Origin of the sequence: Pedobacter ginsenosidimutans (assembly GCF_001442625.1) — a bacterium.
Lineage (GTDB): Bacteria > Bacteroidota > Bacteroidia > Sphingobacteriales > Sphingobacteriaceae > Pedobacter > Pedobacter ginsenosidimutans.
In genome coordinates this window covers 1-24,440 of sequence record NZ_LMZQ01000026.1, presented here as the reverse complement: position 1 = coordinate 24,440, position 24,440 = coordinate 1, and the positions used below count along the sequence as shown (strand labels likewise).

Annotated in this window: 26 protein-coding genes; 12 read left to right on the top strand and 14 right to left on the bottom strand. The window is 36.7% G+C overall.

Features of this window, described 5'->3' with window-relative positions:
• Window positions 1-282 precede the first annotated feature (282 nt).
• The gene (locus ASU31_RS21300; protein ID WP_057934285.1) at window positions 283-1,827 is read left to right on the top strand and encodes a muramidase family protein; all 1,545 of its coding nucleotides are present in this window, start codon (window positions 283-285) and stop codon (window positions 1,825-1,827) included.
• Between the two features lie 2 nt (window positions 1,828-1,829).
• Entirely contained in the window at window positions 1,830-2,474 is a 645-nt protein-coding gene (locus tag ASU31_RS21295; RefSeq protein WP_036669687.1) for a uridine kinase family protein, read from the top strand.
• A 162-nt stretch (window positions 2,475-2,636) separates the two neighbouring features.
• Here ASU31_RS21295 and ASU31_RS21290 read toward each other — a convergent pair whose 3' ends face one another.
• The 5 genes from ASU31_RS21290 to ASU31_RS21270 all read right to left on the bottom strand — a co-directional run bounded on the left by ASU31_RS21290 (window position 2,637) and on the right by ASU31_RS21270 (window position 8,763).
• Window positions 2,637-3,296, bottom strand: coding sequence for a CoA transferase subunit B (locus ASU31_RS21290; RefSeq protein WP_057934284.1), 660 nt, complete (start codon window positions 3,294-3,296; stop codon window positions 2,637-2,639).
• A 79-nt stretch (window positions 3,297-3,375) separates the two neighbouring features.
• The gene (locus ASU31_RS21285) at window positions 3,376-4,080 is read right to left on the bottom strand and encodes a CoA transferase subunit A (protein WP_057934283.1); all 705 of its coding nucleotides are present in this window, start codon (window positions 4,078-4,080) and stop codon (window positions 3,376-3,378) included.
• Window positions 4,081-4,377: 297 nt separating this feature from the next.
• Complete coding sequence (locus ASU31_RS21280) at window positions 4,378-5,466, bottom strand: PQQ-dependent sugar dehydrogenase (RefSeq protein WP_057934282.1); 1,089 nt, start codon at window positions 5,464-5,466, stop codon at window positions 4,378-4,380.
• A 383-nt stretch (window positions 5,467-5,849) separates the two neighbouring features.
• The gene (locus ASU31_RS21275; RefSeq protein ID WP_057934281.1) at window positions 5,850-8,228 is read right to left on the bottom strand and encodes an endonuclease MutS2; all 2,379 of its coding nucleotides are present in this window, start codon (window positions 8,226-8,228) and stop codon (window positions 5,850-5,852) included.
• Between the two features lies 1 nt (window position 8,229).
• Complete coding sequence (locus ASU31_RS21270; protein ID WP_057934280.1) at window positions 8,230-8,763, bottom strand: DUF4296 domain-containing protein; 534 nt, start codon at window positions 8,761-8,763, stop codon at window positions 8,230-8,232.
• Between the two features lie 93 nt (window positions 8,764-8,856).
• On the opposite strand from ASU31_RS21270, the gene ASU31_RS21265 reads away from it, so the two are divergent.
• The 4 genes from ASU31_RS21265 (at window position 8,857) to ASU31_RS21250 (ending at window position 12,616) form a co-directional block, all read left to right on the top strand.
• The gene (locus tag ASU31_RS21265) at window positions 8,857-9,558 is read left to right on the top strand and encodes a YggS family pyridoxal phosphate-dependent enzyme (RefSeq protein WP_057934279.1); all 702 of its coding nucleotides are present in this window, start codon (window positions 8,857-8,859) and stop codon (window positions 9,556-9,558) included.
• A 1-nt stretch (window position 9,559) separates the two neighbouring features.
• Window positions 9,560-10,027 (top strand): GNAT family N-acetyltransferase, encoded by a 468-nt coding sequence (locus ASU31_RS21260; RefSeq protein WP_057934278.1) that lies wholly within the window; start codon window positions 9,560-9,562, stop codon window positions 10,025-10,027.
• 1 nt (window position 10,028) lies between these two features.
• Window positions 10,029-11,297, top strand: coding sequence for an aspartate kinase (locus tag ASU31_RS21255; protein WP_057934277.1), 1,269 nt, complete (start codon window positions 10,029-10,031; stop codon window positions 11,295-11,297).
• Between the two features lie 131 nt (window positions 11,298-11,428).
• A complete protein-coding gene (locus tag ASU31_RS21250) occupies window positions 11,429-12,616 on the top strand; it encodes a class I SAM-dependent methyltransferase (RefSeq protein WP_057934276.1) in 1,188 nt (395 codons plus the stop codon).
• A gap of 295 nt (window positions 12,617-12,911) precedes the next feature.
• Here ASU31_RS21250 and ASU31_RS21245 read toward each other — a convergent pair whose 3' ends face one another.
• The 4 genes from ASU31_RS21245 to ASU31_RS21230 all read right to left on the bottom strand — a co-directional run bounded on the left by ASU31_RS21245 (window position 12,912) and on the right by ASU31_RS21230 (window position 15,783).
• Window positions 12,912-13,109, bottom strand: coding sequence for a cold-shock protein (locus ASU31_RS21245; protein WP_029276380.1), 198 nt, complete (start codon window positions 13,107-13,109; stop codon window positions 12,912-12,914).
• A 207-nt stretch (window positions 13,110-13,316) separates the two neighbouring features.
• Complete coding sequence (locus ASU31_RS21240; protein ID WP_057934275.1) at window positions 13,317-13,952, bottom strand: peroxiredoxin; 636 nt, start codon at window positions 13,950-13,952, stop codon at window positions 13,317-13,319.
• A 163-nt stretch (window positions 13,953-14,115) separates the two neighbouring features.
• On the bottom strand, window positions 14,116-15,210 hold the full coding sequence (locus ASU31_RS21235; RefSeq protein ID WP_057934274.1) for a S1C family serine protease: 1,095 nt from the start codon (window positions 15,208-15,210) through the stop codon (window positions 14,116-14,118).
• A gap of 6 nt (window positions 15,211-15,216) precedes the next feature.
• Window positions 15,217-15,783, bottom strand: a complete 567-nt coding sequence (locus ASU31_RS21230; protein ID WP_057934273.1) for an RNA polymerase sigma factor — start codon at window positions 15,781-15,783, stop codon at window positions 15,217-15,219.
• Between the two features lie 203 nt (window positions 15,784-15,986).
• Here ASU31_RS21230 and ASU31_RS21225 point away from each other — a divergent pair, with 203 nt between their 5' ends.
• The 6 genes from ASU31_RS21225 to ASU31_RS21200 all read left to right on the top strand — a co-directional run bounded on the left by ASU31_RS21225 (window position 15,987) and on the right by ASU31_RS21200 (window position 19,359).
• On the top strand, window positions 15,987-16,205 hold the full coding sequence (locus ASU31_RS21225) for a hypothetical protein (protein WP_057934272.1): 219 nt from the start codon (window positions 15,987-15,989) through the stop codon (window positions 16,203-16,205).
• Between the two features lie 146 nt (window positions 16,206-16,351).
• Complete coding sequence (locus tag ASU31_RS21220; RefSeq protein ID WP_057934271.1) at window positions 16,352-16,570, top strand: hypothetical protein; 219 nt, start codon at window positions 16,352-16,354, stop codon at window positions 16,568-16,570.
• 131 nt (window positions 16,571-16,701) lie between these two features.
• Window positions 16,702-16,923 carry a hypothetical protein gene (locus tag ASU31_RS21215; protein ID WP_057934270.1) on the top strand — a complete coding sequence of 74 codons (222 nt, stop codon included), beginning with the start codon at window positions 16,702-16,704 and terminating at the stop codon, window positions 16,921-16,923.
• A 139-nt stretch (window positions 16,924-17,062) separates the two neighbouring features.
• A complete protein-coding gene (locus ASU31_RS21210) occupies window positions 17,063-17,245 on the top strand; it encodes a hypothetical protein (RefSeq protein ID WP_057934269.1) in 183 nt (60 codons plus the stop codon).
• Between the two features lie 128 nt (window positions 17,246-17,373).
• A complete protein-coding gene (purB, locus tag ASU31_RS21205) occupies window positions 17,374-18,720 on the top strand; it encodes an adenylosuccinate lyase (RefSeq protein ID WP_057934268.1) in 1,347 nt (448 codons plus the stop codon).
• 87 nt (window positions 18,721-18,807) lie between these two features.
• Window positions 18,808-19,359 (top strand): NifU family protein, encoded by a 552-nt coding sequence (locus ASU31_RS21200; protein ID WP_057934267.1) that lies wholly within the window; start codon window positions 18,808-18,810, stop codon window positions 19,357-19,359.
• A 141-nt stretch (window positions 19,360-19,500) separates the two neighbouring features.
• Here the strand turns inward: ASU31_RS21200 and ASU31_RS21195 are convergent, their stop codons facing one another.
• The 5 genes from ASU31_RS21195 to ASU31_RS21175 form a co-directional block, all read right to left on the bottom strand.
• Window positions 19,501-20,289: an inositol monophosphatase family protein gene (locus tag ASU31_RS21195; protein WP_057934266.1), complete on the bottom strand. Its 789-nt coding sequence runs from the start codon at window positions 20,287-20,289 to the stop codon at window positions 19,501-19,503.
• Between the two features lie 56 nt (window positions 20,290-20,345).
• Window positions 20,346-21,494: a prolipoprotein diacylglyceryl transferase gene (locus ASU31_RS21190; protein WP_057934265.1), complete on the bottom strand. Its 1,149-nt coding sequence runs from the start codon at window positions 21,492-21,494 to the stop codon at window positions 20,346-20,348.
• A 471-nt stretch (window positions 21,495-21,965) separates the two neighbouring features.
• On the bottom strand, window positions 21,966-23,288 hold the full coding sequence (gene mtaB, locus ASU31_RS21185; protein ID WP_057934264.1) for a tRNA (N(6)-L-threonylcarbamoyladenosine(37)-C(2))-methylthiotransferase MtaB: 1,323 nt from the start codon (window positions 23,286-23,288) through the stop codon (window positions 21,966-21,968).
• A 227-nt stretch (window positions 23,289-23,515) separates the two neighbouring features.
• Window positions 23,516-24,061 (bottom strand): hypothetical protein, encoded by a 546-nt coding sequence (locus ASU31_RS21180; RefSeq protein ID WP_157258175.1) that lies wholly within the window; start codon window positions 24,059-24,061, stop codon window positions 23,516-23,518.
• A gap of 50 nt (window positions 24,062-24,111) precedes the next feature.
• Window positions 24,112-24,440: UbiX family flavin prenyltransferase (locus tag ASU31_RS21175; protein ID WP_157258173.1), on the bottom strand; the 329-nt coding region annotated here is incomplete at its 5' end.

Sequence of the window (24,440 nt, the reverse complement as noted above, 5' to 3'; positions counted from 1 at the left end):
TTTTTTATTATTTATGATATTTTTAATGTCTACGTAACAACCCAAATTTATAAAAGTTTTGCTCAATTTTGTCTTTTGAACAATACGTTATTTATTAGATCGTTTAATATTCAATATTACAGGGAACAACAATTTTACAAATATTTGTTAATGAATGGCATATCGATATTAAGATATTAAAGTCATCTTATTTTTACTTAAAAACGAATAGCTGAACATAGACTGGTTAACAATATTATTCGTATAATTGCTCCCTTTGACTTAAAAATTTACATAAAATAAATGCATAAAATATATTTATCTGCTGTAGTGTTATTTGCTTTAAACATTGCAAATGCCAAAGCCAACACAGCAAGAGACTCTATCGGTGTAGAAAATAATAAAGGCAAAAAACTGATCGTTCACCAAACTGTAGCAAAAGACACTTATTATTCAATAGGAAGAAGGTATAATGTTTCCCCTAAAGAGATTATGGCCTTTAATGACAATAAATACCTTCAGGTTGGGGTAATCATTAAAGTACCAACCAATATTCCTTTTACAGCAACAGGATTAGCTAACAGCACGCAAAACCAAAGCACTTCTATTGGCAATATAATAGAGCATACCATCAAGCCAAAAGAAAACTTAAATATGCTGGCCGAAAAATACGGCACAACCATTAATGAAATTAAAGCTTTAAACAACCTTAGCAGCAGTAATTTAAGTATCGGTCAGGTTTTAAAAATCCCTGTTAAAAACGGAGAACAAATTGCAACAGCTGCTCCGGTAACGCCGCCAGCGAAAAATAATACAGAAACGCCTCAGGGCAATACATCATCTGCCGATCAAACCATGATCGAGCATACTGTTGCGCCCAAGGAGTTTTTAGGCAAAATAGCCGAGAAATACGGCACTACTGTTGAAGAAGTAAAAAAAGCCAACAATCTTTCGGGAAACAATCTCCGTATTGGGCAGAAACTCAAAATACCGGCAACGAAGAATATCGACGAGAACAAAGTAGTAGCTGTAGCCGAAGAAAAACCAGTACAGGAGAACAAATCTACAGATGCAGCCGGTACACACACTGTTTTAAGGAACGAAACTATTTTCACCATCGCTAAACAATACGGCATTACCGCTTACCAGATTAGAAAACTGAACGATTTGCCTGATAACGCCATTACCATTGGGCAGGTTTTAAAAGTACCAGGAGGGATTATTACAGATGTCCAGGTTCCGAAAGAAAAACAAGCTGAAGCAAAAGTTAAAGAGGCAGAAGCAAAAGTTAAAGAAGCACCGGCAACAAAAGAAGAAAGTTTTATTCATACCGTAGCTACCGGAGAAAACATTTTTACTATTGCTAAAAAATACAATTTAACCGCTTATCAGATTAGAACAGCAAATAAACTGGAGGATAACGCGATTAAAGTTGATCAGAAGCTGATTATTCCTAAACCGCCGCAACCTAAATCGGTAAATGATTTATCGAAAGAAGAGCAGGAAAACGAACCAGACAGTACCATGGTTAAAGACCCTAAACTCCGCCGCGATCCTAGCGTATATGGTTTAAGTCAGATCGAAGAAAAAGGAACCGCAGTTTGGATTGCAGACCAGGATCTGGACGGAACAAAAATGTTGGTTTTACACCGTACGGCACCCGTAGGCAGGGTAATTAAGATTACCAACCCAATGACTAACCGCACTACCTTTGCCAAAGTTGTTGGTAAATTTACGGAGAACGAATCCACAAAAGATGTTATAATTGTAATGACTAAAGCCGTAGCCGATTCATTGGGCGCTTTAGACAAACGTTTTTTCTGCAATTTAACATATAGTGCTCAATGAGTTTGAACAAAAAGCCATTTATAATTGGTATTGCCGGTGGTAGCGGATCGGGTAAAACATTTTTCTTAAACTGCTTTCTTCACCATTTTAAACAGGATGAAGTAACACTCGTATCGCAGGATGACTATTATATCCCAGCGGGCGAGATGACACAGGAAGAAAACAAGTTATACAACTTCGACCTCCCTTCTACCATTGATAGCGAACAGTTTTTAAGAGATATTAAACAGTTAATGAGCGGCGAGGTTGTTTATAAAAAAGAATACAACTTCAATAATCCATTAGCCGTTGTTAAAATTCTGGAGATTAAATCGGCGCCTATTATTATTGTTGAGGGTCTTTTTATCCTTCATTTTAAAGAAATTGCAGCACTGCTGGATCATACCATTTTTGTTGATGCAGATGAGCAGGTTGCTTTAGACCGCCGAATAAAAAGAGATGGTTTAGAGCGCGGCTACCCTGAAGATGATGTGTTGTACAAATGGCATAACCATGTTGTGCCAGCCTATAAAGAATATTTATTGCCGTATCGCGAACAATGTAATAAGGTAATAATGAATAACACCAACGAACCTGAAGAAATTATCGGTATCACAGAAGATATCTCCAACGATTTAAGAAACAGCATTTTAGTAGATATACAATAAACTTTAAAGAAGTCAAGCTTTAAAAGCTTGACTTCTTTTTTTGCCTGGGAATCGTAATGCCTTGATAGGCTTGAGTGTGCATTAAGATTCCCGCCTGCGCGGGAATGACGACCGTTTTCTAGAATCTAACCACCCCGATTTATCCTCCCACAAACCACCAATTTAATCCAATCTCATTTCTGGAATCTCTCCTTCTACTACCAGTCTTCCAGCCGTAGATTGTTGTATAAATTCTATACTTACGCCTGGTGCACGCTCTAAAAGTTTAAATCCACCTTCGGGCAGAATATCTAAAACTGCCAATTCAGTTACAATTTTTTTGATGCATTTTACACCGGTTAAAGGCAAAGTACATTTAGGTAATAATTTACTTTCTCCGGCTTTATTGATGTGTTGCATCGCCACAATAATATTTTTGGCTGATGCTACTAAATCCATAGCCCCTCCCATTCCCTTTACCATTTTACCTGGGATTTTCCAGTTGGCAATATCACCATTTTCTGATACCTCCATGGCTCCCAGAATAGTCAGATCTACTTTTTGTGCACGGATCATCCCAAAACTCATGGCCGAATCAAAAATTGATGATCCAGGCAAAGTAGTAATGGTCTGTTTCCCTGCGTTAATTAAATCGGCATCTTCCTCTCCTTCGAAAGGAAATGGCCCCATACCCAATAAGCCGTTTTCAGACTGTAACACTACGTTAATTCCCTTTGGAATATAATTGGCAACCAAAGTAGGTATGCCGATACCAAGGTTAACATAGTATCCGTCTTTTATTTCTTTAGCAATGCGCTGTGCAATTTCTTCTTTTGAAAACATAAAAAATGTAAATGAATGAGTTTTGAATGGATAGACTGAGGATTGATCGGATTTGCTATTCGACTTCGGACTCCCGACTTCAGACTTCGGACTTCCTCACCGTTCGCTGCTCGATTCTTTTCTCATAATCTTTCCCCTGAAAAATCCGATGAACATAAATACCAGGCGTATGAATATAATCCGGATCAAGTTCGCCGGCCTCTACCAGTTCCTCTACCTCGGCAATGGTTATTTTACCTGCCATGGCCATAACCGGATTAAAATTTCTACTTGTTGATCTGAAGATTAAATTCCCAGCGGTATCTCCTTTCCAGGCTTTAACAATAGCAAAATCGGCATCAAAAGCATATTCCATCAAATAATCCTTGCCATCAAAATTGCGTACTTCTTTACCTTCTGCCACTTCAGTACCCACACCTGCAGGCGTAAAAATTGCAGGCATACCATATCCGGCAGCCAGACAACGCGTAGCTAAAGTACCTTGTGGAATAAGGTCTACTTCGAGTTCGCCACTCAGCAATTGCCTTTCAAATTCGGCATTTTCACCTACATACGAAGAAATCATTTTTTTAACCTGACGTTGTTTTAGCATTAAACCGATACCGAAATCATCTACACCGGCATTATTCGAAATACAGGTTAAATTTTTGACTTGTTTGTTTACCAAAGCATTTATGCAATTTTCTGGAATACCACAAAGCCCAAAACCGCCAAGCATGATGGTTGCGCCATCTGATATATCTTTGATCGCTTCTTCAGCTCCAGATACCACTTTATTTATCATTTTATGATTTTTTTGGTTAGTTCGCTAAATTACAAATTGCCTTCAAAAATGTAGCATTAATAATTTTTAAATCTTCCAGGAATATTAATTGATTGGAATTAATCTAAATAACTATTACCTTTGTGCTGCAATGATTTACGAGAGAGAAGAAAGCCTATTCATGTTACCCACCGATCCTGAATTTCAAAAAGGCATGGGTTTTATTTTCAGCTGTACGGCTGAGCACAAAAAATGTTGTGAGAAATTTAAGAAAGGTAAACGCTGTAAAAAGTGCCCTGGACGGAAAAAATAGTCGATCTACTTCGCAATTTCTATAATTTTATCGTCGTTTCCATTACTGGTACAGATATAAATTTTCCCTTCTGGCGATTGGCAAACTGCCCTGATCCTGCCATAAGTGTTTACATAAAAATCTTTCGTTCCTATGATTTTTGTTTGTGTATCATCCAATTTAAGCTGCATTAATTTAGTTCCTTTTAATACACCCAGCAACAACGAATTTTTAAACTGTGGAATATAATCAGAATTGTAATAAGCCAAACCGCTAGGTGCAATGGTTGGTGTCCAATTGATTAGCGGCTCTACCACATTGTTCGAACTGCAAAACGATTGTTCTCCGCTTTCATTACAAAAACCTTTAATATTTGGCCATCCGTAGTTTCTTCCCTTTTCGATAATATTAATCTCATCATCAGAATCAGGTCCATGCTCAGAAGAGAAAATTTTATTACCCACCTGGGTCAATCCTTGTGCATTTCGATGTCCTAAAGACCAAACCGGGTTATTTGGATAAGGATTATCACCGGGAATCGAGCCATCTAAATTTATCCTTAAAATTTTACCCGCTAAAGAATTAACATTTTGGGGAGTGCCAGTATCAGCAGCATCGCCGGTACTGATAAAAAGTTTACCGCCACTGATTAGCAAACGCGAACCATTGTGGATTGAAGCAGCAGGAATCTGATCCAATAAAACCTGTGAGCTTGTTAAACTTCCTCCACTGTAAGTGTAACGTACAACTTTGGCTTTATAGGTACTACCATAGCCATACACTACATAAACGTAAGGATTGCTGGTAAAATCGGGATGTAGCGTCATTCCAAGCAGGCCGCCTTCTCCATTAGTACGAACTTCGGTTATGGTAAGTAAGGGTGTTACTTGTCCGTTGGTGGGATTTAAACGACTAATTTTACCTGCTTTCTCGGTAAACCAAATGAAATTATCAGGGCCATAAACCATTTCCCATGGAAGGCTCAATCCAGATACAACTACTTTTGATTTTAATTCTACATCAGGTAAATTACCCGGATCGTCATTATCATCACCATTCTTTTTGCAATTTGTAACGAATAGCATTACAAATAAGCAGAGTAGTATTGCCCTCATAACCGTAACGTTTTAGAAATAACAACGTTACGGCTATAAAGTTTTATTGTTTTACTTGGCGGACGTCATTTTGAGCGAAGCACAGTGCAATGATGATTACACAAGTATTTTACCCCTTATCGTCATCCTCGCGCACGCGGGGATCTTAGACTCAAAGTATTATAAGGCATTAAGATTATCTTCGATGAGCACTTCGTGGTTCCCAATCAACCCGATAGCTATCGGGTTGGGAATGACGCCTACACGAGAATTTCAGATAGTAAACATCCGACACTACAACCATACTTATGCCTGCGCTCGTTTTTAACGAGTGCATAAATAGCATTGCAATTTTATCGCAAAATATTATTTACAGTGCCAGATTGTAACATCTGGCACCACAATTAATTCAAATACACATAGGTGATCCCATCCCCGCCTCTATCCGCATGCTCATCTTCCATCCTATTTACCTGGCTGTATTTACGCAGGTATTCCCTAATCATTTTACGCAAAATACCATCACCTTTACCATGGATCAGTTTAATGGATGGAAAGCCGAGCATAATGGCTTTATCTAAATATTTCTCTACTTCGAATAGGGCATCTTCAGTGCGTTTTCCACGAAGATCAAGTTCTGCCCTAAAGGCCGATACCGCATCATTCATCCGCCCTGCAAAAGAATTTGCACTGCTTTGAATTACTTTTTTAGCTTCACGGTTACTCACCTTTTGAACGCGGTTCTTTTTAACAGTCGATCGTAAATCGCCAATGGCCAAAACCAGTTCATTACGGTTAATTTCTAAAACCTGACCAATGGTTTCACTATCCGTAAATTTCACTAAATCACCTATTTCAATTTCGCCGCCAACAACTACCTGTACTGGTTTAGGGCGCTCTTTCGGAATAGTATTTTTAAGCAGTTCTTTCTGCAAATTCTGACGGAGCTCTTTAGTTACCTCTTTATCGGCTTGCTTTTCCTTAATCTCGGCAATGGTGTTTTCGACCAGTTTATTGGCATTTTTAATAATATTCTGCGCCTCTTGTTTCGCCTCTTTAATCAGTACCTTTCTATTCTCCTCTAAAAAGCTTTTTAACTTCTCGTTTTCGGCAACCAGGTTTTTAGCTTTATTCTGTTGATTGGCCAAACTTACCTTAGCATCATAAACATTTTTCTTTTCGCGCTCCAGATCAACAAGCATGGTATCTACTCGGTTCTGGTTAGATCCTGTTTTTTCTTTAGCCAGCTGGATTACCTCTTTTGGCAAACCAATATTCTGAGCAATTTCGAATGCATAAGAACTACCAGGTTTACCCATTTCTAAAATGTAGAGCGGTTTCATTTTGGCATTATCAAAAAGCATTGATGCATTTTCCAAACCAGGTGTATTACCTGCAAAAAGCTTTAAGTTAGAATAGTGCGTAGTAATTACACCCCTCACTTTTTTATTGTTCAACACCTCCAAAACAGCCTCAGCCATTGGTCCCCCAAACTGCGGATCGGTTCCGGTACCAAACTCATCAATCAGCACCATCGTTTTTGGCGAAGCATGCTCTACAAAATAGCGCATCTTTTTCAGGTGCGCACTATAGGTACTTAAATCACTTTCTATTGATTGATCATCGCCGATATCGGCAAAAATATTTTCAAAAATACCTACTTCACTATTCGCATCAACCGGAATTAACAAACCTGTTTGCAACATAATCTGCAAAAGACCAACAGTTTTCATACAAACCGATTTACCGCCTGCATTTGGCCCTGATACCAATACCACCCGGGTTTCGGCATCTATATGGATATTTAAAGGTGTAACGGTTTTCTTTTCGGCCGCAAATGAGATCGATAACAGAGGATGCCTTGCGTTAATCAGCTTGGTTTTGGGCTCTTTTAACAAACCTGGCATTTCAGCTTCGATATCCATTGCAAATAAAGCCTTAGCACGAACAAAATCCAGTTTGGTAAGGAAACCATGGTAAGAAAGCAATAATGGCGAATATGGCCGCAAATCGTCCGTTAAGGCAATTAAAATCTTAATAATTTCACGGCGTTTGTCAAACTCTAAGTCGCGCAGCTTATTATTTAAGGTAAATACTTCTTCAGGTTCAATATAAACTGTCTGTCCTGTTGCCGATTCATCGTGTATAAAGCCTTTGAGTTTACGCTTGTTCTCAGCCAAAACCGGGATACACATCCTACCATCACGAATAGTTAAACTGCCATCGGCAACCCAATTATTGGCAATAGCCTGCTTGTAGATCGAATCCATACGCTTACGCACATCTTGCTCCGCTTTCGAAATGGCAGAGGTAATTTCCTGCAATTCTTTTGATGCATTGGGTTTAATCTTTCCTTTGGCATCTATAACGGTTTCTATCTTACGAAGGATCGTTTTTTCGATCGGCAGATGTTCAAATAAAGCTTCTAGTGTAGGGTATACTTCTGCGCGTTCTTCGAAAAAACGAAGTACCGAGAAAACAGTATGCAGTGAAGTATATACCTGAAACCACTCATCTTCTAATAGATAAGTGCCCTCAACCCTGATTTTTTCAACCAGCGACTTAATGTCAAAAAAGGTATTAATCTGTAGTGGTTCCTGATTTTGCAGGATACTCTTAAACTCGTTCGTTTGACGTAAAAACTTATCAATCTGATCAAAACGGTTCATCACCTGCATCTTTTCTACCATTGTTTGCCCCATCGGGCTTAAACAATGCCTGCTAATCAGTTGCCTGATCTCAACAAAACCTAAACGTTCTAAACAGTTTTCGGGATATAACATATTAGTGTACTATTGCTGGACTTGGAACTATTTCCGATACGCCAGCTTTTTTTATATTAATTAGTGAATCGGCCTGCTTTTTCTTCTTTGCAATTTCAGCAACTGCTTTAACCTTCGATAAAGAATCAGGTTTCATTTTTTTTCTGATCGCAAGAGAATCGGCCTTAAATTTCTTTGCTATCACCAGCGAGTCGGCTTTAAATGCCTTTTTCTTGATTATCAAGTCGGCTAACGCCGTTCCCTTTTTTTGCTTGGCTAACAATTTTTGTATGTTTTTATACATCGCTTCTAACTCCTTAGGGTTGGTATTATACCAAATTAAGCTCCTGTTATATTCGGCAGAATCTGTACCAAATTTTTTATAAATCCCTTTATAATAAGCTGCTGCCACCTTCTTTGCCGAATCTACTACATAAATACTTGAAAGGTAGCCATCAACAATGTGCATATCGTATAAAATCTTTTCCATTTTATCAGGTTTAATAATGCCATCTGGTATACCGGGTTTGCAACCAAACCATAATATAGCTGTCATTAAAACGCATATTAATCTCTTCATGCTTAATTTAAATATTATTTTTTGCCCAAATTGCGGCAAGGTTATTAATTTTACCAAAAATAGTTATAAATGAGCATAGCTGATAATCTTAAACAATATAAAAGCGAAGTTGAATCAGGCGGGGTTAAACTAATTGCAGTTTCAAAAACACAACCAGTAGAATCAATTTTAGAAGCCTACAACGCCGGACAGCGCATTTTTGGAGAAAACCATGTACAGGAAATGGTAGACAAACAGGCGCAACTTCCAAATGATATCGAATGGCATCTTATTGGCCATTTACAAAGCAATAAAGTAAAATACATTGCCCCTTTTGTTAAACTTATTCATGGGGTAGACAGTTTGAAACTGCTACAGGAAATCAATAAACAGGCCGGAAAAAACAAACGTGTAATTGATTGTTTATTACAAGTTTACATTGCTGATGAGGACACTAAATTCGGACTTGGTTTTGATGAAGTAATTGAATTATTACGTGCCGAAGAGTTAGCCGAATTGAAAAATATTCGTATAGTAGGTTTAATGGGAATTGCCACCAATACCAAGAACGAAAAGCAGATTACGACCGAGTTTCACGAGCTAAAAGTATTTTTTGATGGCATTAAAGTGAGCTTTTTCCGTAAAGACGATGCTTTTAAGGAAATATCAACCGGAATGAGTGCAGATTATAAAATTGCAATTGAAGAAGGAAGTACAATGGTACGTATTGGTAGCAGTATTTTCGGAAAAAGGGTGATCAAACATTTCAAAAACGATATTACGACCAACTAATATGGATTTTAACATCAGATTTGCAACCACAGAAGATTGTCCAAGAATATTGGAATTAATTAATGAGCTCGCCGTTTATGAGCGTGCCCCTGAAGAAGTAACGGTTTCCTTAGATCACTTTATCGATGCTGGTTTTGGTAAAAACCCGGTATGGAAAGCTTACGTAGCCGAAGTAAATAATACAATAGTGGGCTTTGCATTATACTATACACGTTATTCTACTTGGAAAGGATGTAGGTTGTATCTCGAAGATTTTATTGTAACGGAAGAATTTCGAGGAAAAGGCCTGGGTAAAGTGTTATTCGAAAAAGTGATAGAAGAGGCTAAAAATGGCAATTATAGTGGCATGGTTTGGCAAGTATTAGACTGGAACGAACCAGCAATAAACTTCTACAATAAATATAAAGCACATTTAGAAAGTGGTTGGTTAAACGCAGCTTTCTCTAAAGAACAAATCAAGGCATTTTAACATGGATATTTTTAAGTTTGGTGGTGCCTCGGTAAAAGATGCAGATGGAGTAAAGAATCTGGCCAATATTGTCAGAGATTACAAAAAAGGAAATTTACTGATTGTGATCTCTGCAATGGGGAAGATTACCGATAAATTGGAAAAATTAACGCAGGCATTCTTAACACAAAGTGATGAAGCGCATGCGATTTTTGATGAGATCAAACATTTCCATTTCAACATTATAGATGAGCTGTTTCAAGGTAAAGCTAATCCGGTTTATGATGATGTGGCTAACACATTTGTTGAAATTGACTGGCTGATTGAAGATGAACCAGATAACAACCCTGATTACATTTATGATCAGATTGTATCAATCGGTGAAGTAGTCTCGACTAAAATTGTGGCAGCCTGGTTAAATGAAACAGGCAATAAAGCCCTTTGGGCCGATGCGCGGAATTATATCCAGACTGACAACACCTATCGTGAAGGAAAAGTAGATTGGGCAAAAACCAATCAGATTATACAAAAAGACTTATTACCGCTCTTAACCGACAACATTATTGTAACACAGGGATTTATTGGCGGTACAAGCGAAAACTACACCACAACTTTAGGCCGGGAAGGTTCTGATTATTCGGCAGCCATATTTGCTTCCTGTTTAGATGCTGCTGCATTAACCATCTGGAAGGATGTTCCCGGGGTATTAAATGCAGATCCGAAATGGTTTGATGAAACAGAGAAAATTGCCCAGCTTTCTTATCATGATGCGATTGAGCTTACTTATTATGGCGCAACGGTGATACACCCAAAAACAATAAAACCCCTTCAAAACAAAGGGATTCCGCTTTTTGTAAGGTCATTTATCCAACCAGAAGGCTCAGGAACAGCAATTACCAAAGACAATAACCCATTACCTATCCCCTCTTTTATTTTTAAGGTTAACCAGGCGTTGATTTCTATTTTCCCAAAAGATTATTCTTTTATTATAGAAGAAAATCTGAGCAATATTTTTGAGCTTTTCCATACACACCGGATCAAAATCAATACGATGCTCAACTCTGCTATCAGCTTTTCGGTAAGCGTTGATGATCATCCTACTCAAATTGAAAAACTGATCAAAGATCTGTCTCAAGAATTTACCGTAAAATACAATAAGGGCTTGGAACTGGTAACCATCCGCTATTATAACCAACAAACTATTGATCGTGTAACAGTTGATAAAGATATTTTATTGGAAGTTAAAAGCCGCCATACCTGCCAGATGGTTATGAAGAATAAAACCACATAGAATTTGGTCATTGCGAGCATTAAATGTGTTCGTCATTTCGACCGCAGTGGAGAAACCTATCTAAATAGATTTCTCCATTTCGTTGCACTACAGTCGAAATGACGATCTCTTTTGAAATAACATATTAACACATGAACAATAAACTTTTAGCCAAAGCCGTACAAGAGTACATCAACGCAAATTTAAATGCAGATGTAAATCAGATTGCTTTGGCAAAAAGTCCGTTCGAGGGTATTACTGCAGCCGAATTATCCACACAGATTACCGCAAAAAAAAAATCAGAAAAGAAATTACCCACCTGGTTTAATACTCAAGATATTTATTATCCCCCTTTATTATCCATTGAACAAACTTCTTCTGAAATTACTGCGAAATACAAATCCAAACTAGCGAAAGGCAATACTTTAATTGACATTACCGGAGGTTTCGGGATTGACAGCTATTACTTTTCTAAAAATGTAAAAGCGGTTACACATTGCGAAATTAACCTTGAACTATCCGTTATAGCCCGACATAATGCGCAGGCTTTACATGCAACAAATATCGAATTTAAAGCCGAAGATGGCATTGCTTACATCATGGCTAGCGATACATCATTTGATACGATTTATGTAGATCCTGCACGACGAGCCGAAAAGGGCAAAGTTTTTATGCTAAAAGACTGTACGCCCGACATTACAAGCAATCTGGATGCCTTATTAGAAAAATCTTCGAGAATAATCGTCAAAACTGCTCCTTTACTCGATATTTCAGCAGGATTATCAGAATTGAAACATGTAAGCGAGATCCATATTGTGAGTGTAAAAAATGAGTGCAAAGAACTTTTATGGATCATCGATAAAGGTTACAATGGTGATGCAAAAATTATAGCTGTAACTTTAAATAAAGAGATTGAAAAAGACTTTTCCTTTTACAGATCAGCTTCAAATGCTTCAATTCAGTTTATTGATGGTTTAAACACTGGTGATTACTTATACGAACCAGATGCTGCTTTACTAAAATCGGGCGCTTTTAATTTAATTGGTACAACTTACAATCTCTTAAAACTACATCCTCAAACACAGCTATTTAGTTCGGTAATTGTAAATAAAGATTTCCCAGGCAGAATTTTTAAAATTGAAGCCATACTCAGTACCACAGCACTTAAAAAACAAGAAAATTTAAAGGGAAATGTGATTGTGCGGAACTATCCGGCAAAGCCTGAAGATTTAGTCAAAAAATATAAAATAAAAGCAGATCAAAATCAGTTTCTAATTTTCACCAAGGTGGGCAACAGCGAAAACATCGTTGTTAGAGCCTCAATTATTCAATACTATTAGATTGTCATTCTGAGCGTAGAGAAGAATTTGCAACCTATGAATTACTACTTTTCATTTACACGATATACACCTTATCGTGAGATCGTCATTTCGACCGCAGTGTTCTAAAGGAACTCCTTTGGAAGAGAAATCTACAATAGAGTAACGACTTTATAGATCTCTCCGTTCCGCTACGCTTCATCCGATAGCTATCGGATCGAGATGACGATTTCGTCCAGACAAGACTGTTAATACAAAAAGCCTCTCAATCGAAAGGCTTTTTGTAGGAATGAAGAAATAATCATTATATTATTGCTTAAACTTTCTTAACATTTACTGCTTGTAAACCTTTTCTGCCTTCAGCTACTTCAAATTCTACTGTGTCGTTTTCTTTCAAGCTTTCGATTCCACCTAAAACATCTTTAAAATGCACAAATAAGTCTTTATTGTCTTCTTGCACAATAAATCCAAAGCCTTTTTGAGTATTAAACCACTTAACTTTTCCGGTTGCCATAAAAAAATAAAAAATTATATAAAATAAATAAACTTTTAAGCCTTGATCAGCATTTCATTTAACTAATTGAGTATTATTATGAGCAAAACAACCAGTTTAAGCGCTAATATTGAAACAAAACTACCAAATATAATAATTTACGAATATAATGCAAGCCATTTCTGTCCATTCAACAATAATGTTGCGTTATTAAATAAAATTTTCGGATTATTTATTTGGCTGAGGTGTAGTACGTAAATAAGGTTTAATTACCTGGTGTCCTTTAGGAAATTTAGCTGGAATATCCTCCGTTTTAATGCTATTTACCACAATTACATCTTCTCCATCTTTCCAATCGGCAGGTGTGGCCACGCTATAATTTGCCGTAAGCTGTAAAGAATCAATTACACGTAACACTTCATTAAAATTTCTTCCGGTTGATGCCGGGTAAGTAATGGTTAATTTCACCTTTTTATCGGGGCTGATTACGAACAACGAGCGAACTGTTAAAGTTTCTGAAGCATTTGGGTGGATCATATCGTATAGATTTGCCACAGTCTTATCAGGATCGGCAATAATCGGAAATTCGACAGAAGTATTCTGAGTTTCGTTAATATCATTAATCCATCCTTTATGTGATTCAGCAGAATCAACACTTAGGGCTAAAACTTTAACGTTTCTTTTTTCAAATTCACCTTTTAAAGCTGCAGTTCTACCTAATTCTGTGGTACAAACAGGGGTATAATCGGCAGGGTGAGAAAACAATACTCCCCAGCTATCGCCTAAATAATCGTAAAAATCTATTTCGCCAATGGATGTGTTGGCCTTGAAATTCGGTGCGGTATCGCCTAATCTTATACTCATGATATTATTAATTTAAATTTGACTAAAACAAATCTAAACAATAGTATAGTAAATACATAGATTTAATATTAATTTAAGACCTCTAAATTACAATTCCAATAAAAAAACCCTGAAGAATCAGTCTTCAGGGTTTAAGAATATTAATTTGTTTGGGGTGTTGCTTTTAGTATGCTTTTATCATAAATACATAATCCTGTATTTTTTCGATTTGTTTGGTGCGTTTTAAACCAGACAGCAAACTTCTTTTGTTGGCAGAAAGTTTATTCACGCCTAATGAATCCTGAGGAATGGCCCTCATGGCCTCTAAAATATATTTTGATTTAATAGCAAAAGCTGCACCTTCAGTCTGATCAGGCTTACCACTAATGATACCCACCAAATTTCCGTTATTATCTAAAACAGGACCACCGCTATTACCCGGATTAACTGAAATAGCTACCTGATACTGAGTGGTATCTCCAATAAAACCATTTTTAGAACTCACGTAACCTTCTCCAAGCACAGCATCATCCTTTGGATAACCTAAGGTATATACAATTTCACCAATGTTGCTTGTATTCCTTTTAATGGTGTATGGAATAGATGATAAGTTACTGAAGTGTTTATCGTTTATTTTAAGAATTGCAATATCGTTTTGAGGATCTGTGTAAACTGACTTTACCTTGAACGATTCTCCTCTACTGTTTTGCACATATAAAGAATCAGCGCCATTAATAATATGCAGGTTGGTTAAAATGTAACCATTTGTAGAAATGGCAAAACCAGTACCACCAAAACTATTCTGAGCATTTGGCTTACCAGAAGTTGTATTATTATGCTTAATATTTCTGATTAAGCTATTTTGTGTTTTAATAGCATTATTTACCTGGTTGCTTAACTGCCTGTAACGCTCTGCCTGTTGAGTATTATGCTGAATAGAGTAAATAGAAACCAGAGAGAGTACAACGAAAGATGCTGCAACTGCAATTGCAGATTTATGTTTGCGCCACAACTGAACCACACGTGATGGATGAGGCCTAAGTGTAGAAGCCAAACCCTCCACATCAATTTCTGAATGAATGTGATTTAACTGTTCTTTTAAGCGCAACTGCTCAGCAAATGTTCCCATAGATTCTAAAAAGAACTTATGCGAAACTACTTTATGATCTACTGTGGCATCATTACGACGTAACTGTTCAAAAGCTTCAGTTTCCTGTGCATTAAGTTTACCTAAAAGGTAATCTTCAATAATTGCATCTAACTCCAAATCGTTTCTCATTTCAAATTATGGTTGAAAAAATATTTTCTTTAACCTTTGCAGGCATTTATACTTCTGCGTTTTTGCATTGTCGGTATTGGTATAACCAAACTTTTCACAGATATCCTGCATGGATAAATTGTGGATATAAAAATCCTGAATAATGGTTTTACAAGGTTCGCCCAAATGATCGAGTGCCGATTGCATTTTCACAAAAGCAGCATCTTTCTCTTCGTGGTGCTCTACATCTTCCTCAACAGCAAATACATCTTCATAATCGGTAATGTTACCGGCTTTTTTACTGTTTAAGCTAAGTTTTTTTAGCCAAATACGCCGGCAAACCGAATAAATATAGGTTTTCAATTTACTGCTGAGCTCAAAATTACCAGCCTTAATTTTGTTATATAAAATTATTATACCTTCCTGGTAAACGTCTTTTGCATCATCTTCATCACCGTTATTATTCAGGATAAATTGCAAAACCATTGCATAATAAGCCTTGTATAACTTGTTAAGTGTATCTTCTGAATTATTTAGGATACCTAAAATAACCTCTCTATCTGTTGGAACTGAACTCTTTAAACTGTTATTCACTAGTTAATACATTTTTCTATAAATAGTAACCCAATATTAGACAAAAAAATATTTATAGCTACTATAATTGCTTAATACAAACTTAAAGCAAACGGTAACCCAAACCTCAGAAAAAAAATATTTTAACTTTTTTATAAATTGTCGGGTTACCTTTTTACCTTTGCGGCATTAATAAGAAATTAATTACTTAAAAAAATTCAAAAATGAAAAATGCATTCAAATTAGGCTTTTTAGCTTTAGCTTTATCTTTATCAGTTGTTGCTTGTAACTCAGAGAAAAAAGCTGAAGGTGCTGATACAACTTTAACTGATTCTTCTACTATCGTTACTGATACTACTGCAAAAGATACTACAGTTAAAGATTCTACAGTAAAAGATACTACTGTAAAAACTACTACTACTACAGAAGAAGTTAAACACTAGTCTAACTTTACTCATAAAAAAAGGCTTCTGATGCAGAATCGGAAGCCTTTTTTATTTTTTTTACTTTTTTTTATTTTTTTCGGGTTACCTTTTTAAATAAGTGGTATTAACAGGTAAATTAATTAATTACTTAAAAATACTCAAAAATGAAAAATGCATTCAAATTAGGCTTTTTAGCTTTAGCTTTATCTTTATCAGTTGTTGCTTGTAACTCAGAAAAAAAAGCTGAAGGTACTGATACAACAGCTACAGATTCTTCAACTATCGTTACTGATACTACTGCAAAAGACACTACCGTTAAAGATTCTACAGTAAAAGATACTACTGTAAAAACTACTACAGAAAAAACTGAAGTTAAACACTAGTCTAACTTACTTATAAAAAAAGCCTTTGGGAATTTATTTTTCAAAGGCTTTTTTATTTTATCGAAATAAACGGGTTACCTTTTAACATTTCGGGCATTAACAGTAGATTTAACCCTAAAACAAATATCAAAATGAAAAATGCATTCAAATTAGGCTTTTTAGCCCTAGCTCTATCTTTAACAGTTGCTGCTTGCGGCGAATCAGGTAAAAAAGCTGATGGTGCTGATACAACAGTTACAGATTCATCAACTATTATTACTGACACAACTGCTGTTGATACTACAGTTAAAGATTCTACTGTAAAAGACACCACAATTAAAGCTACTACTACAAAAGAAGAAGTAAAACACTAGTTATTTTTACCAAATAATATAAAAAAGGTCGCGTTTTTATATCGCGACCTTTTTTATTTAAGAAAACAGGGTTACTTTCTTGGCTTTTTTGTATAAATTAGTAATTAATTAATTTTCAGAACCAAACAAATTAAAAAAAATGAAAAATGCATTCAAAATGGGCTTTTTAGCTCTAGCTTTATCCCTATCGGTTGTTGCTTGTAAATCAGAAAAAAAAGATGGTGCAACTGATTCATCTAAAGTTGATTCTACGGTTGTAGATACTACTGTAAAAGATACTACAGTTAAAGATACAACCGTTAAAGACACAACTAAAAAATAGTTTTAGCTATTACTGCGAAAAGGCCTCGGAAATTCTAAGGCCTTTTTTATTTTGTATTAATTTCTAGAGATCAAGACCTTAAAATCCATCAATTGTAGTAAATTTGCGGCAAAAATATAATCCGCATAATGAATTTAACATCACTACAAGCTATTTCACCAGTTGATGGCCGTTACAGAAAAACAACCGAAAGTTTAGCTGCTTACTTTTCTGAAGAAGCCTTAATCAAATACCGTGTTTTTGTAGAAATCGAATATTTTATCGCACTTTGCGAAATCAACTTGCCTGGCTTAGAAAATTTTGATAAAAATCTTTATGCCCAATTACGCAAAATCCACGAAAACTTCTCAGAAGTTGATGCCTTAGAAATTAAGGAAACTGAAAAAGTAACTAACCACGATGTTAAAGCTGTTGAATATTTTATCAAAAGTAAATTCGATGCGCTATCACTTCAACACTATAAGGAGTTTATCCACTTCGGGTTAACCTCTCAGGACATTAATAATACTGCCATTCCTTATTCTATTAAATTAGCATTGAATGAAAGTTATTATCCAGCAATCAATACCCTGATCGAAAAGATAAATGCGCTGGCTACAGAGTGGAAAGATATTCCGATGTTGGCACATACACATGGCCAGCCAGCCTCTCCTACTAAATTAGGCAAAGAATTTTTGGTTTTCGCCGAGCGCTTGGCTATTCAGGTAGAAAGTTTACAAAATATCCCTAACAGTGCAAAATTTGGCGGCGCTACCGGAAACTTCAATGCACACCATATCGCTTACCCTACAGTAAACTGGGTTGATTTTTCTAACCAGTTTGTTAACGAGACATTGGGCTTAACGCGTGCTCAACATACTACACAAATTGAACATTATGATCAATTCGCAGCTCAATGTGATGCTTTAAAACGCATAAACAACATTATTATCGATTTGGACAGAGATATCTGGACGTATATTTCAAAAAACTATTTTAAACAGAAAATCAAAGCCGGAGAGATCGGTTCGTCGGCTATGCCACACAAGGTTAACCCAATCGATTTCGAAAACGCTGAAGGAAATGCAGGAATTGCCAATGCCTTATTCGAGTTTTTCGCTGCTAAATTACCAATCTCACGCTTACAGAGAGACTTAACCGACTCTACTGTTTTAAGAAACATAGGCGTTCCTTTTGGACATACCTTAATTGCTATTAATTCTACTTTACGCGGACTAAACAAGATTTTGTTAAATGAAGCTGCCTTACATGCCGATTTAGACGAAAACTGGGCAGTTGTTGCCGAGGCGATCCAAACGGTATTGAGAAGAGAGAACTACCCAAATCCATACGAGGCGCTAAAAGAATTAACCAGAACAAATTCAAAAATTAATGCAGCGAGTATTGCCGAGTTTATTGAAGGTTTGGCTGTTTCTGAAGCTGTTAAAGTACAATTGAGAACGATTACACCTTTTAATTATACTGGCGTTTTCTAGTCAAATTAAATTGACGTTAAGCAGACAGCTAACAAAGGTTTTATTAGTGAGTAATTGTTAATTTTGTTTATTCAAATTGATTAAGACATGACGATTAACGTATATACAGAACAGACTCCAAATCCAGCAACCATGAAATTCATGGTTAATAAGCTGCTAATTAATGGTAGTGAAGATTTTGCGACTAAAGAAAGTGCAGAACATTCTCCATTTGCTAAAGAGTTATTTAAGTTCAACTTTGTTTCTGGCGTTTTTTTCGCCAGCAATTTTGTTACCATTACCAAAACAGATGATGCAGAATGGGCTGATATTGAAGCTATTTTAAAAGAATTTGTTAAGGGAGCTGTAGAATCTGAATTAAAAATTAAAGAAGCAACTACCGAAGAAGCGCCTGCTTTTGAGGGCACAGAAACTGAAATTAAAATTCAGCAGATTCTGCACGATTATGTACGCCCAGCAGTTGAACAGGACGGTGGTGCAATTACATACAAATCTTTTGATGAAGGTGTGGTTACGGTAGAACTACGTGGTTCTTGCAGTGGTTGTCCATCTTCTACCATTACACTTAAATCTGGTATCCAAAACTTATTGCAGAGAATGGTACCGGAAGTTACAGAAGTTGTTTCTGAAGCGCTTTAAAATTGTGCATTTTTCATAGTACATATAGTGAAAAGGTCCCGATGAGAATCGGGACCTTTTTTTATTATCTAACCAAATCGTCACCCTGAATTTATTTCAGGGTCTTTAAGATGCTGAAATAAATTCAGCATGACGAATAGCTTAAAAATACTGCTTGATCGCGGTTAACATCTCAGCAGAGAGTTTACCATTGGTAGCCAAAATCTCTCTTTTCTCAAAGTAATCGTTACCCCCTGAGAAATCATAAACCTCTCCTCCTGCCTGCTGCACAATAAAGCATCCGGCTGCAAAATCCCATTGTTGCAGATTGTATTCAAAAAAAGCATCGAAACGCCCACAGGCTGTATATACCAGATCTATTGCTGCCGCACCAATTCTACGTACACCGTGGCTTTTCTGCATCATTTCGGTCAATAATTTTAAGTACTGTGGCTGTTTATCAAATTGATAATATGGAAAACCCGTTGCCAATAAACTCGATTTTAGATCAGGATTAGTAGAAACTTTAATCTCTTTCTTATTCATAAGGGCAGGTCCGCCTTTATACGAATAAAACATTTCGCCCCTGTTTAATTCATAAACCACACCGATAACGGGTAATCCATCTTCATAAAGTGCTACGCTAATACCATAAGCTGGAATACCATGGATAAAATTGGTTGTGCCATCCAAGGGATCAATTATCCAGGTATAGGTTTTGCCAGTACGGTTAATGGTTTTCTCTTCGGTTATGAAACCTGCATCGGGAATTAATTTCTCGAGGTTTTGAACCAGTTTCTGTTCTGCTGTTTTATCAACATAAGAAACCATATCATTCAATCCTTTGTATTCTATTTTTTGAACATCGAACTGCAGCGCTTCTTTACGGATAAAGTTTCCGGTGAGCCTTACAATCGATATTACTTTTGTACACAGTAATTCGTAATTCATAATTATTTAACAGTAAAACGAGGCGTTTATTGGATGATAAATGAACTTATAGAGCATTAAGCCAGTTGATTCCTGTTTCTTAAAGCATAAGCACTTAATGCAATGCCTCCAACAACAAGAAAGGTAGAAATCATTTCTGCCTGGGTAAAAGACAAGCCAAAAACATGGTATTTTGAGTTTACACGGATTAATTCGATACAGAAACGCTCAATACCGTTCAAGATCATGTAAATACCAAACATTAAACCGGGTGCTTTTATTTTATCTCTAATCTTCCATAAGAAGGCAAAAAGGATCAAACATATAATTACTTCGTAAATTGGCGTTGGGTACACTCCTTGGGCCAATTCATTACAAAACTTACCGATACAACCAGGAATTGGAATTCCTTCTCCTACCACATTATTCGGATATTTGTAAGACCACAACCAATCTGGAAGCCAAGAAAATGGTTTTGGATTTGAATTTACAATCCCCCAGTCGCCATCGCCGGCTAAGTGGCAACCAATACGGCCTACAGCATAAGCCAGCATCATTCCCGGCCCGCCTACATCAAGCATATGGAGCGGTTTAATACCATTTCTTTTAGCAATTATCAATACCGCTGCACCGCCACAAATTAAACCACCATAAAAAGTTAAACCACTAAACGATAATAAACGCTCAATAGGGTGTTGAACAAAATCATCCCAATACTCTAGGTTATCGAAAAACTTTGCCCCTAAAAAGCCCCAAATAGCCGCCCAAACAATCAGGTTACTCATGGTTTGGTATGGGTGGATGGTTACCTGTGTTTCTTTTGGTTTATCAAGCTTGTGTTTATTCTTTTCGGTATAATCCCAATAAGCAAACAGCCCTGCAAAAAACAACCCACCAATTATATTTCCTTTGGTCGACATTAAAATCGCCTGCGCATCATTTACAAAAAGTTTGTAGTTTAACAACGCATAAACCAGTTTATAACCAATAACAAAGCCGAAAAGGCCATTCATGATCAGCTCTGATGTAGTAGCAGGTTTGCCAACCACAATTGTCTTTTTAATTGGGTGGAGTATGCCCAATGCTTCCTTACGCTTAAGCTCTTTGGTAAAAGCCCAGTAACCGGCAACAAAGGCCAGTGCTACAAAAACACCGAAAGTATTAAATGGAAGCGGTAAATTAATGCCGAATAAGTATTCTAAAAAATGTGAAACGGTAGGAAACATACAAATAATTTGTTGCGAAGATAGGAAAGAAAGACCAAAGCTGAAAGATTAAAGCGGAAAGCTAAAAGACTAAAGCGGAAAGACTAAAGACCAGCGGTTAAAGCTGGAAAAAACGGGTAAAAATCTTTTTTTATTTTGGAAAGGAAAGGTTCTGTATTTCATCGGTTAGTACAGTCCCGCTCTACGCTTTACTCACCCGATTGAAAACCTGTGAAACAAGCAAGCACACCATAAAAAAGCAAAAAACAGTGCTTAAGTCGAGATTCGTGTTCGCTCCGATCAGGTTTAGTTAACGGATTACAGTAGTTCTTAGGGAAAATTTTGATCAGGTGATATCAATTCCATCATCCATCTTATATTTTCCATATTACATCACTAAAGATTATTCGACTACGCTCAGGATGACTAACCGAGGGGATGAGAAAATATAAATTTTGATTCAGGACTTTCGACCAATGACTCCAGACCAGACTAATGATGTGCGTGAATAGTTTCCAGTTCGGCTACTTCTACTTCTCCATCGGCAGTAATTTCTAAAAGCTTAACCGCTTTCAATTCATTTACCATAACCGGATCGTATTTTGCACGTACTTTTACATAATTTTTGGTAAAACCATGCATGTAACCCGATTTCTGATCTGCTTCGAATAGCACTTCAGCTTCAGCACCAATTTGAGATTCGTAGAAAGACCTACGTTTTTTATCAGATAAAATATGGAGCATTTTACTGCGCTCGTTACGCTCGCTGCCCGCTACAACACCTTTCATTTCGGCTGCAGCCGTTAATTCGCGTTCAGAGTAAGTAAATACGTGTAAATAAGAAATGTCAAGCTGGTTTAAAAACCGATAAGTATCCAAAAAATCGTCTTTCGTTTCGCCGGGAAAACCAACAATCACATCTACGCCGATACAACAGTGCGGCATTACTTCCTTAATTTTGGCAACACGTTCAACATACAAATCGCTACGGTAACGACGGCGCATTAAACCTAAAATTTTATCAGAACCCGATTGTAAGGGAATATGAAAATGCGGAACAAACCTTTTCGAGGTGGATACAAACTGAATAATCTCATTGTTCAAAAGATTCGGTTCAATAGATGAAATACGGATTCTTTCAATTCCTTCTACCTCATCTAAAGCTTTAACAAGATCAAAAAATTTATCTTCACGCTGGCCATTCCTAATTCCGAAATCGCCAAGATTTACACCGGTTAAAACAATTTCTTTAACACCGCTATCTGCAATCATTTTTGCACGATTCACCACATTTTCAATGGTATCACTACGGCTTGCACCGCGTGCCAGGGGAATGGTGCAGTATGTACAAGGATAATCGCAACCATCCTGTACTTTCAAAAAAGTACGCGTTCTATCGCCAATTGAATAAGAGGCAATAAAATTATGGTTTACTTTCTCTATATTTTGTTGATGGATAAGGGTTTTTGGTTGTTTAGTTAAATCGGTAATATATTCTACTATCCTGAATTTTTCTGCAGCACCCAAAACCATATCAACACCTTCTATTTCGGCAATTTCCTGCGGTTTTAATTGCGCATAGCAACCTACAATGGTTACAAAGGCATTTGGAGAATATTTTAAAGCTTCTTTAACAACTTTACGGCATTTTTTATCGGCATGCTCAGTAACAGAGCAGGTATTGATCACATAAACATCTGCCTGATCCTGAAATTCTACTACGGCATAACCTGCATCGGTAAATAAACGACCGATGGTTGATGTTTCGGAGAAATTGAGTTTACAACCTAATGTATAAAATGCGACCTTTTTCATTGAGGCTGCAAAGATAGGAAATTTGTTCGGAGTTGTTGGTTTGGAGTATTGAGAACTGACAAATTACAGACTATAAATTGTTTGGAACGCATATAGTTGTACCATCTTTTAAACGTTGCTCGTGCATTCCTTCGGGGCAAGCTCTTTTTTCGCAGCCAGATAAACATATACCTGAAACGAACAAAACAACTACAATAAAGCTTAATTTTAGCATGAGTATCGGCTATTTAGTTTGAGTTATATAATTTAATGCATTCCTTTACAGCTTCAAAGCTATAACTATCATCTTTCTTAAATTTCTCTAACAGTTCTGGTTTATCACTTATTAAGCTGTATAACCTATCTTTGCGATCATTGCGAGAACCGAAGATATGGTTGCTTTTTACCTCAAACAGTTCCCCATTTTCTTTACTGGCATACCAAACAATATCAACCTGATTATTACCACTCTGTCTGTAATATTCGAACAAATCAATTTTGCCTTTAACCAATCTTTGTAAAAAGTCAGGACTCCTTTTGTCCGGGCGTACTTTAACGAGATAATTTATCTCTTTTTCTACTTTATAAAATTCTTTGGTTTCGCGGATCGGAATTTTATTAAAACTGGTACCTCCCTCGGGCTTGAACCGATAAAAACCAATAAATTGTTTTTTTATTTCACCTTTTAAAGTGTCGTTTTTTGAATTAATCAGAAAATCCTGCTGGGCGTTAACCTGAGAAAAAAAAGCACATAACACTGCACAGCATAATATAGAGCGTAAATATAGTTTCATGGGATTATTTTAAATTAACCAAAAATATCTAAACTTTGGCAAAATAACAATTACTGCTCCTGCCAACGATAACTTTCCTGTTCGAAACCTGCCAGGTCTAACACCCGGCTAATTACCGTGCCAGCAACTTCTTCTATTGTTTGAGGCAAACTGTAAAAAGATGGATTGGCCGGGCAGATGATTCCACCCGCTTCAGTTACGGTTTTCATACTGTTGATATGGATTAAACTGAATGGGGTATCTCTTACTACAGCTATTAATTTTCTGCGTTCTTTTAACACAACGTCTGCTGCCCTCGAAATCAAATCGTTCGATATTCCATGTGCTACCCTACCCAAAGTTCCCATAGAACAAGGAATGATAATCATGGTATCGTATT

Excerpts from the sequence above, each read along its gene's own strand:
- ASU31_RS21300 (WP_057934285.1), top strand. The coding sequence starts at position 283 with ATGCATAAAATATATTTATCTGCTGTAGTGTTATTTGCTTTAAACATT.
- ASU31_RS21290 (WP_057934284.1), bottom strand. The coding sequence starts at position 3,296 with ATGTTTTCAAAAGAAGAAATTGCACAGCGCATTGCTAAAGAAATAAAA.
- ASU31_RS21285 (WP_057934283.1), bottom strand. The coding sequence starts at position 4,080 with ATGATAAATAAAGTGGTATCTGGAGCTGAAGAAGCGATCAAAGATATA.
- ASU31_RS21280 (WP_057934282.1), bottom strand. The coding sequence starts at position 5,466 with ATGAGGGCAATACTACTCTGCTTATTTGTAATGCTATTCGTTACAAAT.
- ASU31_RS21275 (WP_057934281.1), bottom strand. The coding sequence starts at position 8,228 with ATGTTATATCCCGAAAACTGTTTAGAACGTTTAGGTTTTGTTGAGATC.
- ASU31_RS21270 (WP_057934280.1), bottom strand. The coding sequence starts at position 8,763 with ATGACAGCTATATTATGGTTTGGTTGCAAACCCGGTATACCAGATGGC.
- ASU31_RS21265 (WP_057934279.1), top strand. The coding sequence starts at position 8,857 with ATGAGCATAGCTGATAATCTTAAACAATATAAAAGCGAAGTTGAATCA.
- ASU31_RS21260 (WP_057934278.1), top strand. The coding sequence starts at position 9,560 with ATGGATTTTAACATCAGATTTGCAACCACAGAAGATTGTCCAAGAATA.
- ASU31_RS21255 (WP_057934277.1), top strand. The coding sequence starts at position 10,029 with ATGGATATTTTTAAGTTTGGTGGTGCCTCGGTAAAAGATGCAGATGGA.
- ASU31_RS21250 (WP_057934276.1), top strand. The coding sequence starts at position 11,429 with ATGAACAATAAACTTTTAGCCAAAGCCGTACAAGAGTACATCAACGCA.
- ASU31_RS21245 (WP_029276380.1), bottom strand. The coding sequence starts at position 13,109 with ATGGCAACCGGAAAAGTTAAGTGGTTTAATACTCAAAAAGGCTTTGGA.
- ASU31_RS21240 (WP_057934275.1), bottom strand. The coding sequence starts at position 13,952 with ATGAGTATAAGATTAGGCGATACCGCACCGAATTTCAAGGCCAACACA.
- ASU31_RS21235 (WP_057934274.1), bottom strand. The coding sequence starts at position 15,210 with ATGAGAAACGATTTGGAGTTAGATGCAATTATTGAAGATTACCTTTTA.
- ASU31_RS21225 (WP_057934272.1), top strand. The coding sequence starts at position 15,987 with ATGAAAAATGCATTCAAATTAGGCTTTTTAGCTTTAGCTTTATCTTTA.
- ASU31_RS21220 (WP_057934271.1), top strand. The coding sequence starts at position 16,352 with ATGAAAAATGCATTCAAATTAGGCTTTTTAGCTTTAGCTTTATCTTTA.
- ASU31_RS21215 (WP_057934270.1), top strand. The coding sequence starts at position 16,702 with ATGAAAAATGCATTCAAATTAGGCTTTTTAGCCCTAGCTCTATCTTTA.
- ASU31_RS21210 (WP_057934269.1), top strand. The coding sequence starts at position 17,063 with ATGAAAAATGCATTCAAAATGGGCTTTTTAGCTCTAGCTTTATCCCTA.
- purB (WP_057934268.1), top strand. The coding sequence starts at position 17,374 with ATGAATTTAACATCACTACAAGCTATTTCACCAGTTGATGGCCGTTAC.
- ASU31_RS21200 (WP_057934267.1), top strand. The coding sequence starts at position 18,808 with ATGACGATTAACGTATATACAGAACAGACTCCAAATCCAGCAACCATG.
- ASU31_RS21195 (WP_057934266.1), bottom strand. The coding sequence starts at position 20,289 with ATGAATTACGAATTACTGTGTACAAAAGTAATATCGATTGTAAGGCTC.
- ASU31_RS21190 (WP_057934265.1), bottom strand. The coding sequence starts at position 21,494 with ATGTTTCCTACCGTTTCACATTTTTTAGAATACTTATTCGGCATTAAT.
- mtaB (WP_057934264.1), bottom strand. The coding sequence starts at position 23,288 with ATGAAAAAGGTCGCATTTTATACATTAGGTTGTAAACTCAATTTCTCC.
- ASU31_RS21180 (WP_157258175.1), bottom strand. The coding sequence starts at position 24,061 with ATGAAACTATATTTACGCTCTATATTATGCTGTGCAGTGTTATGTGCT.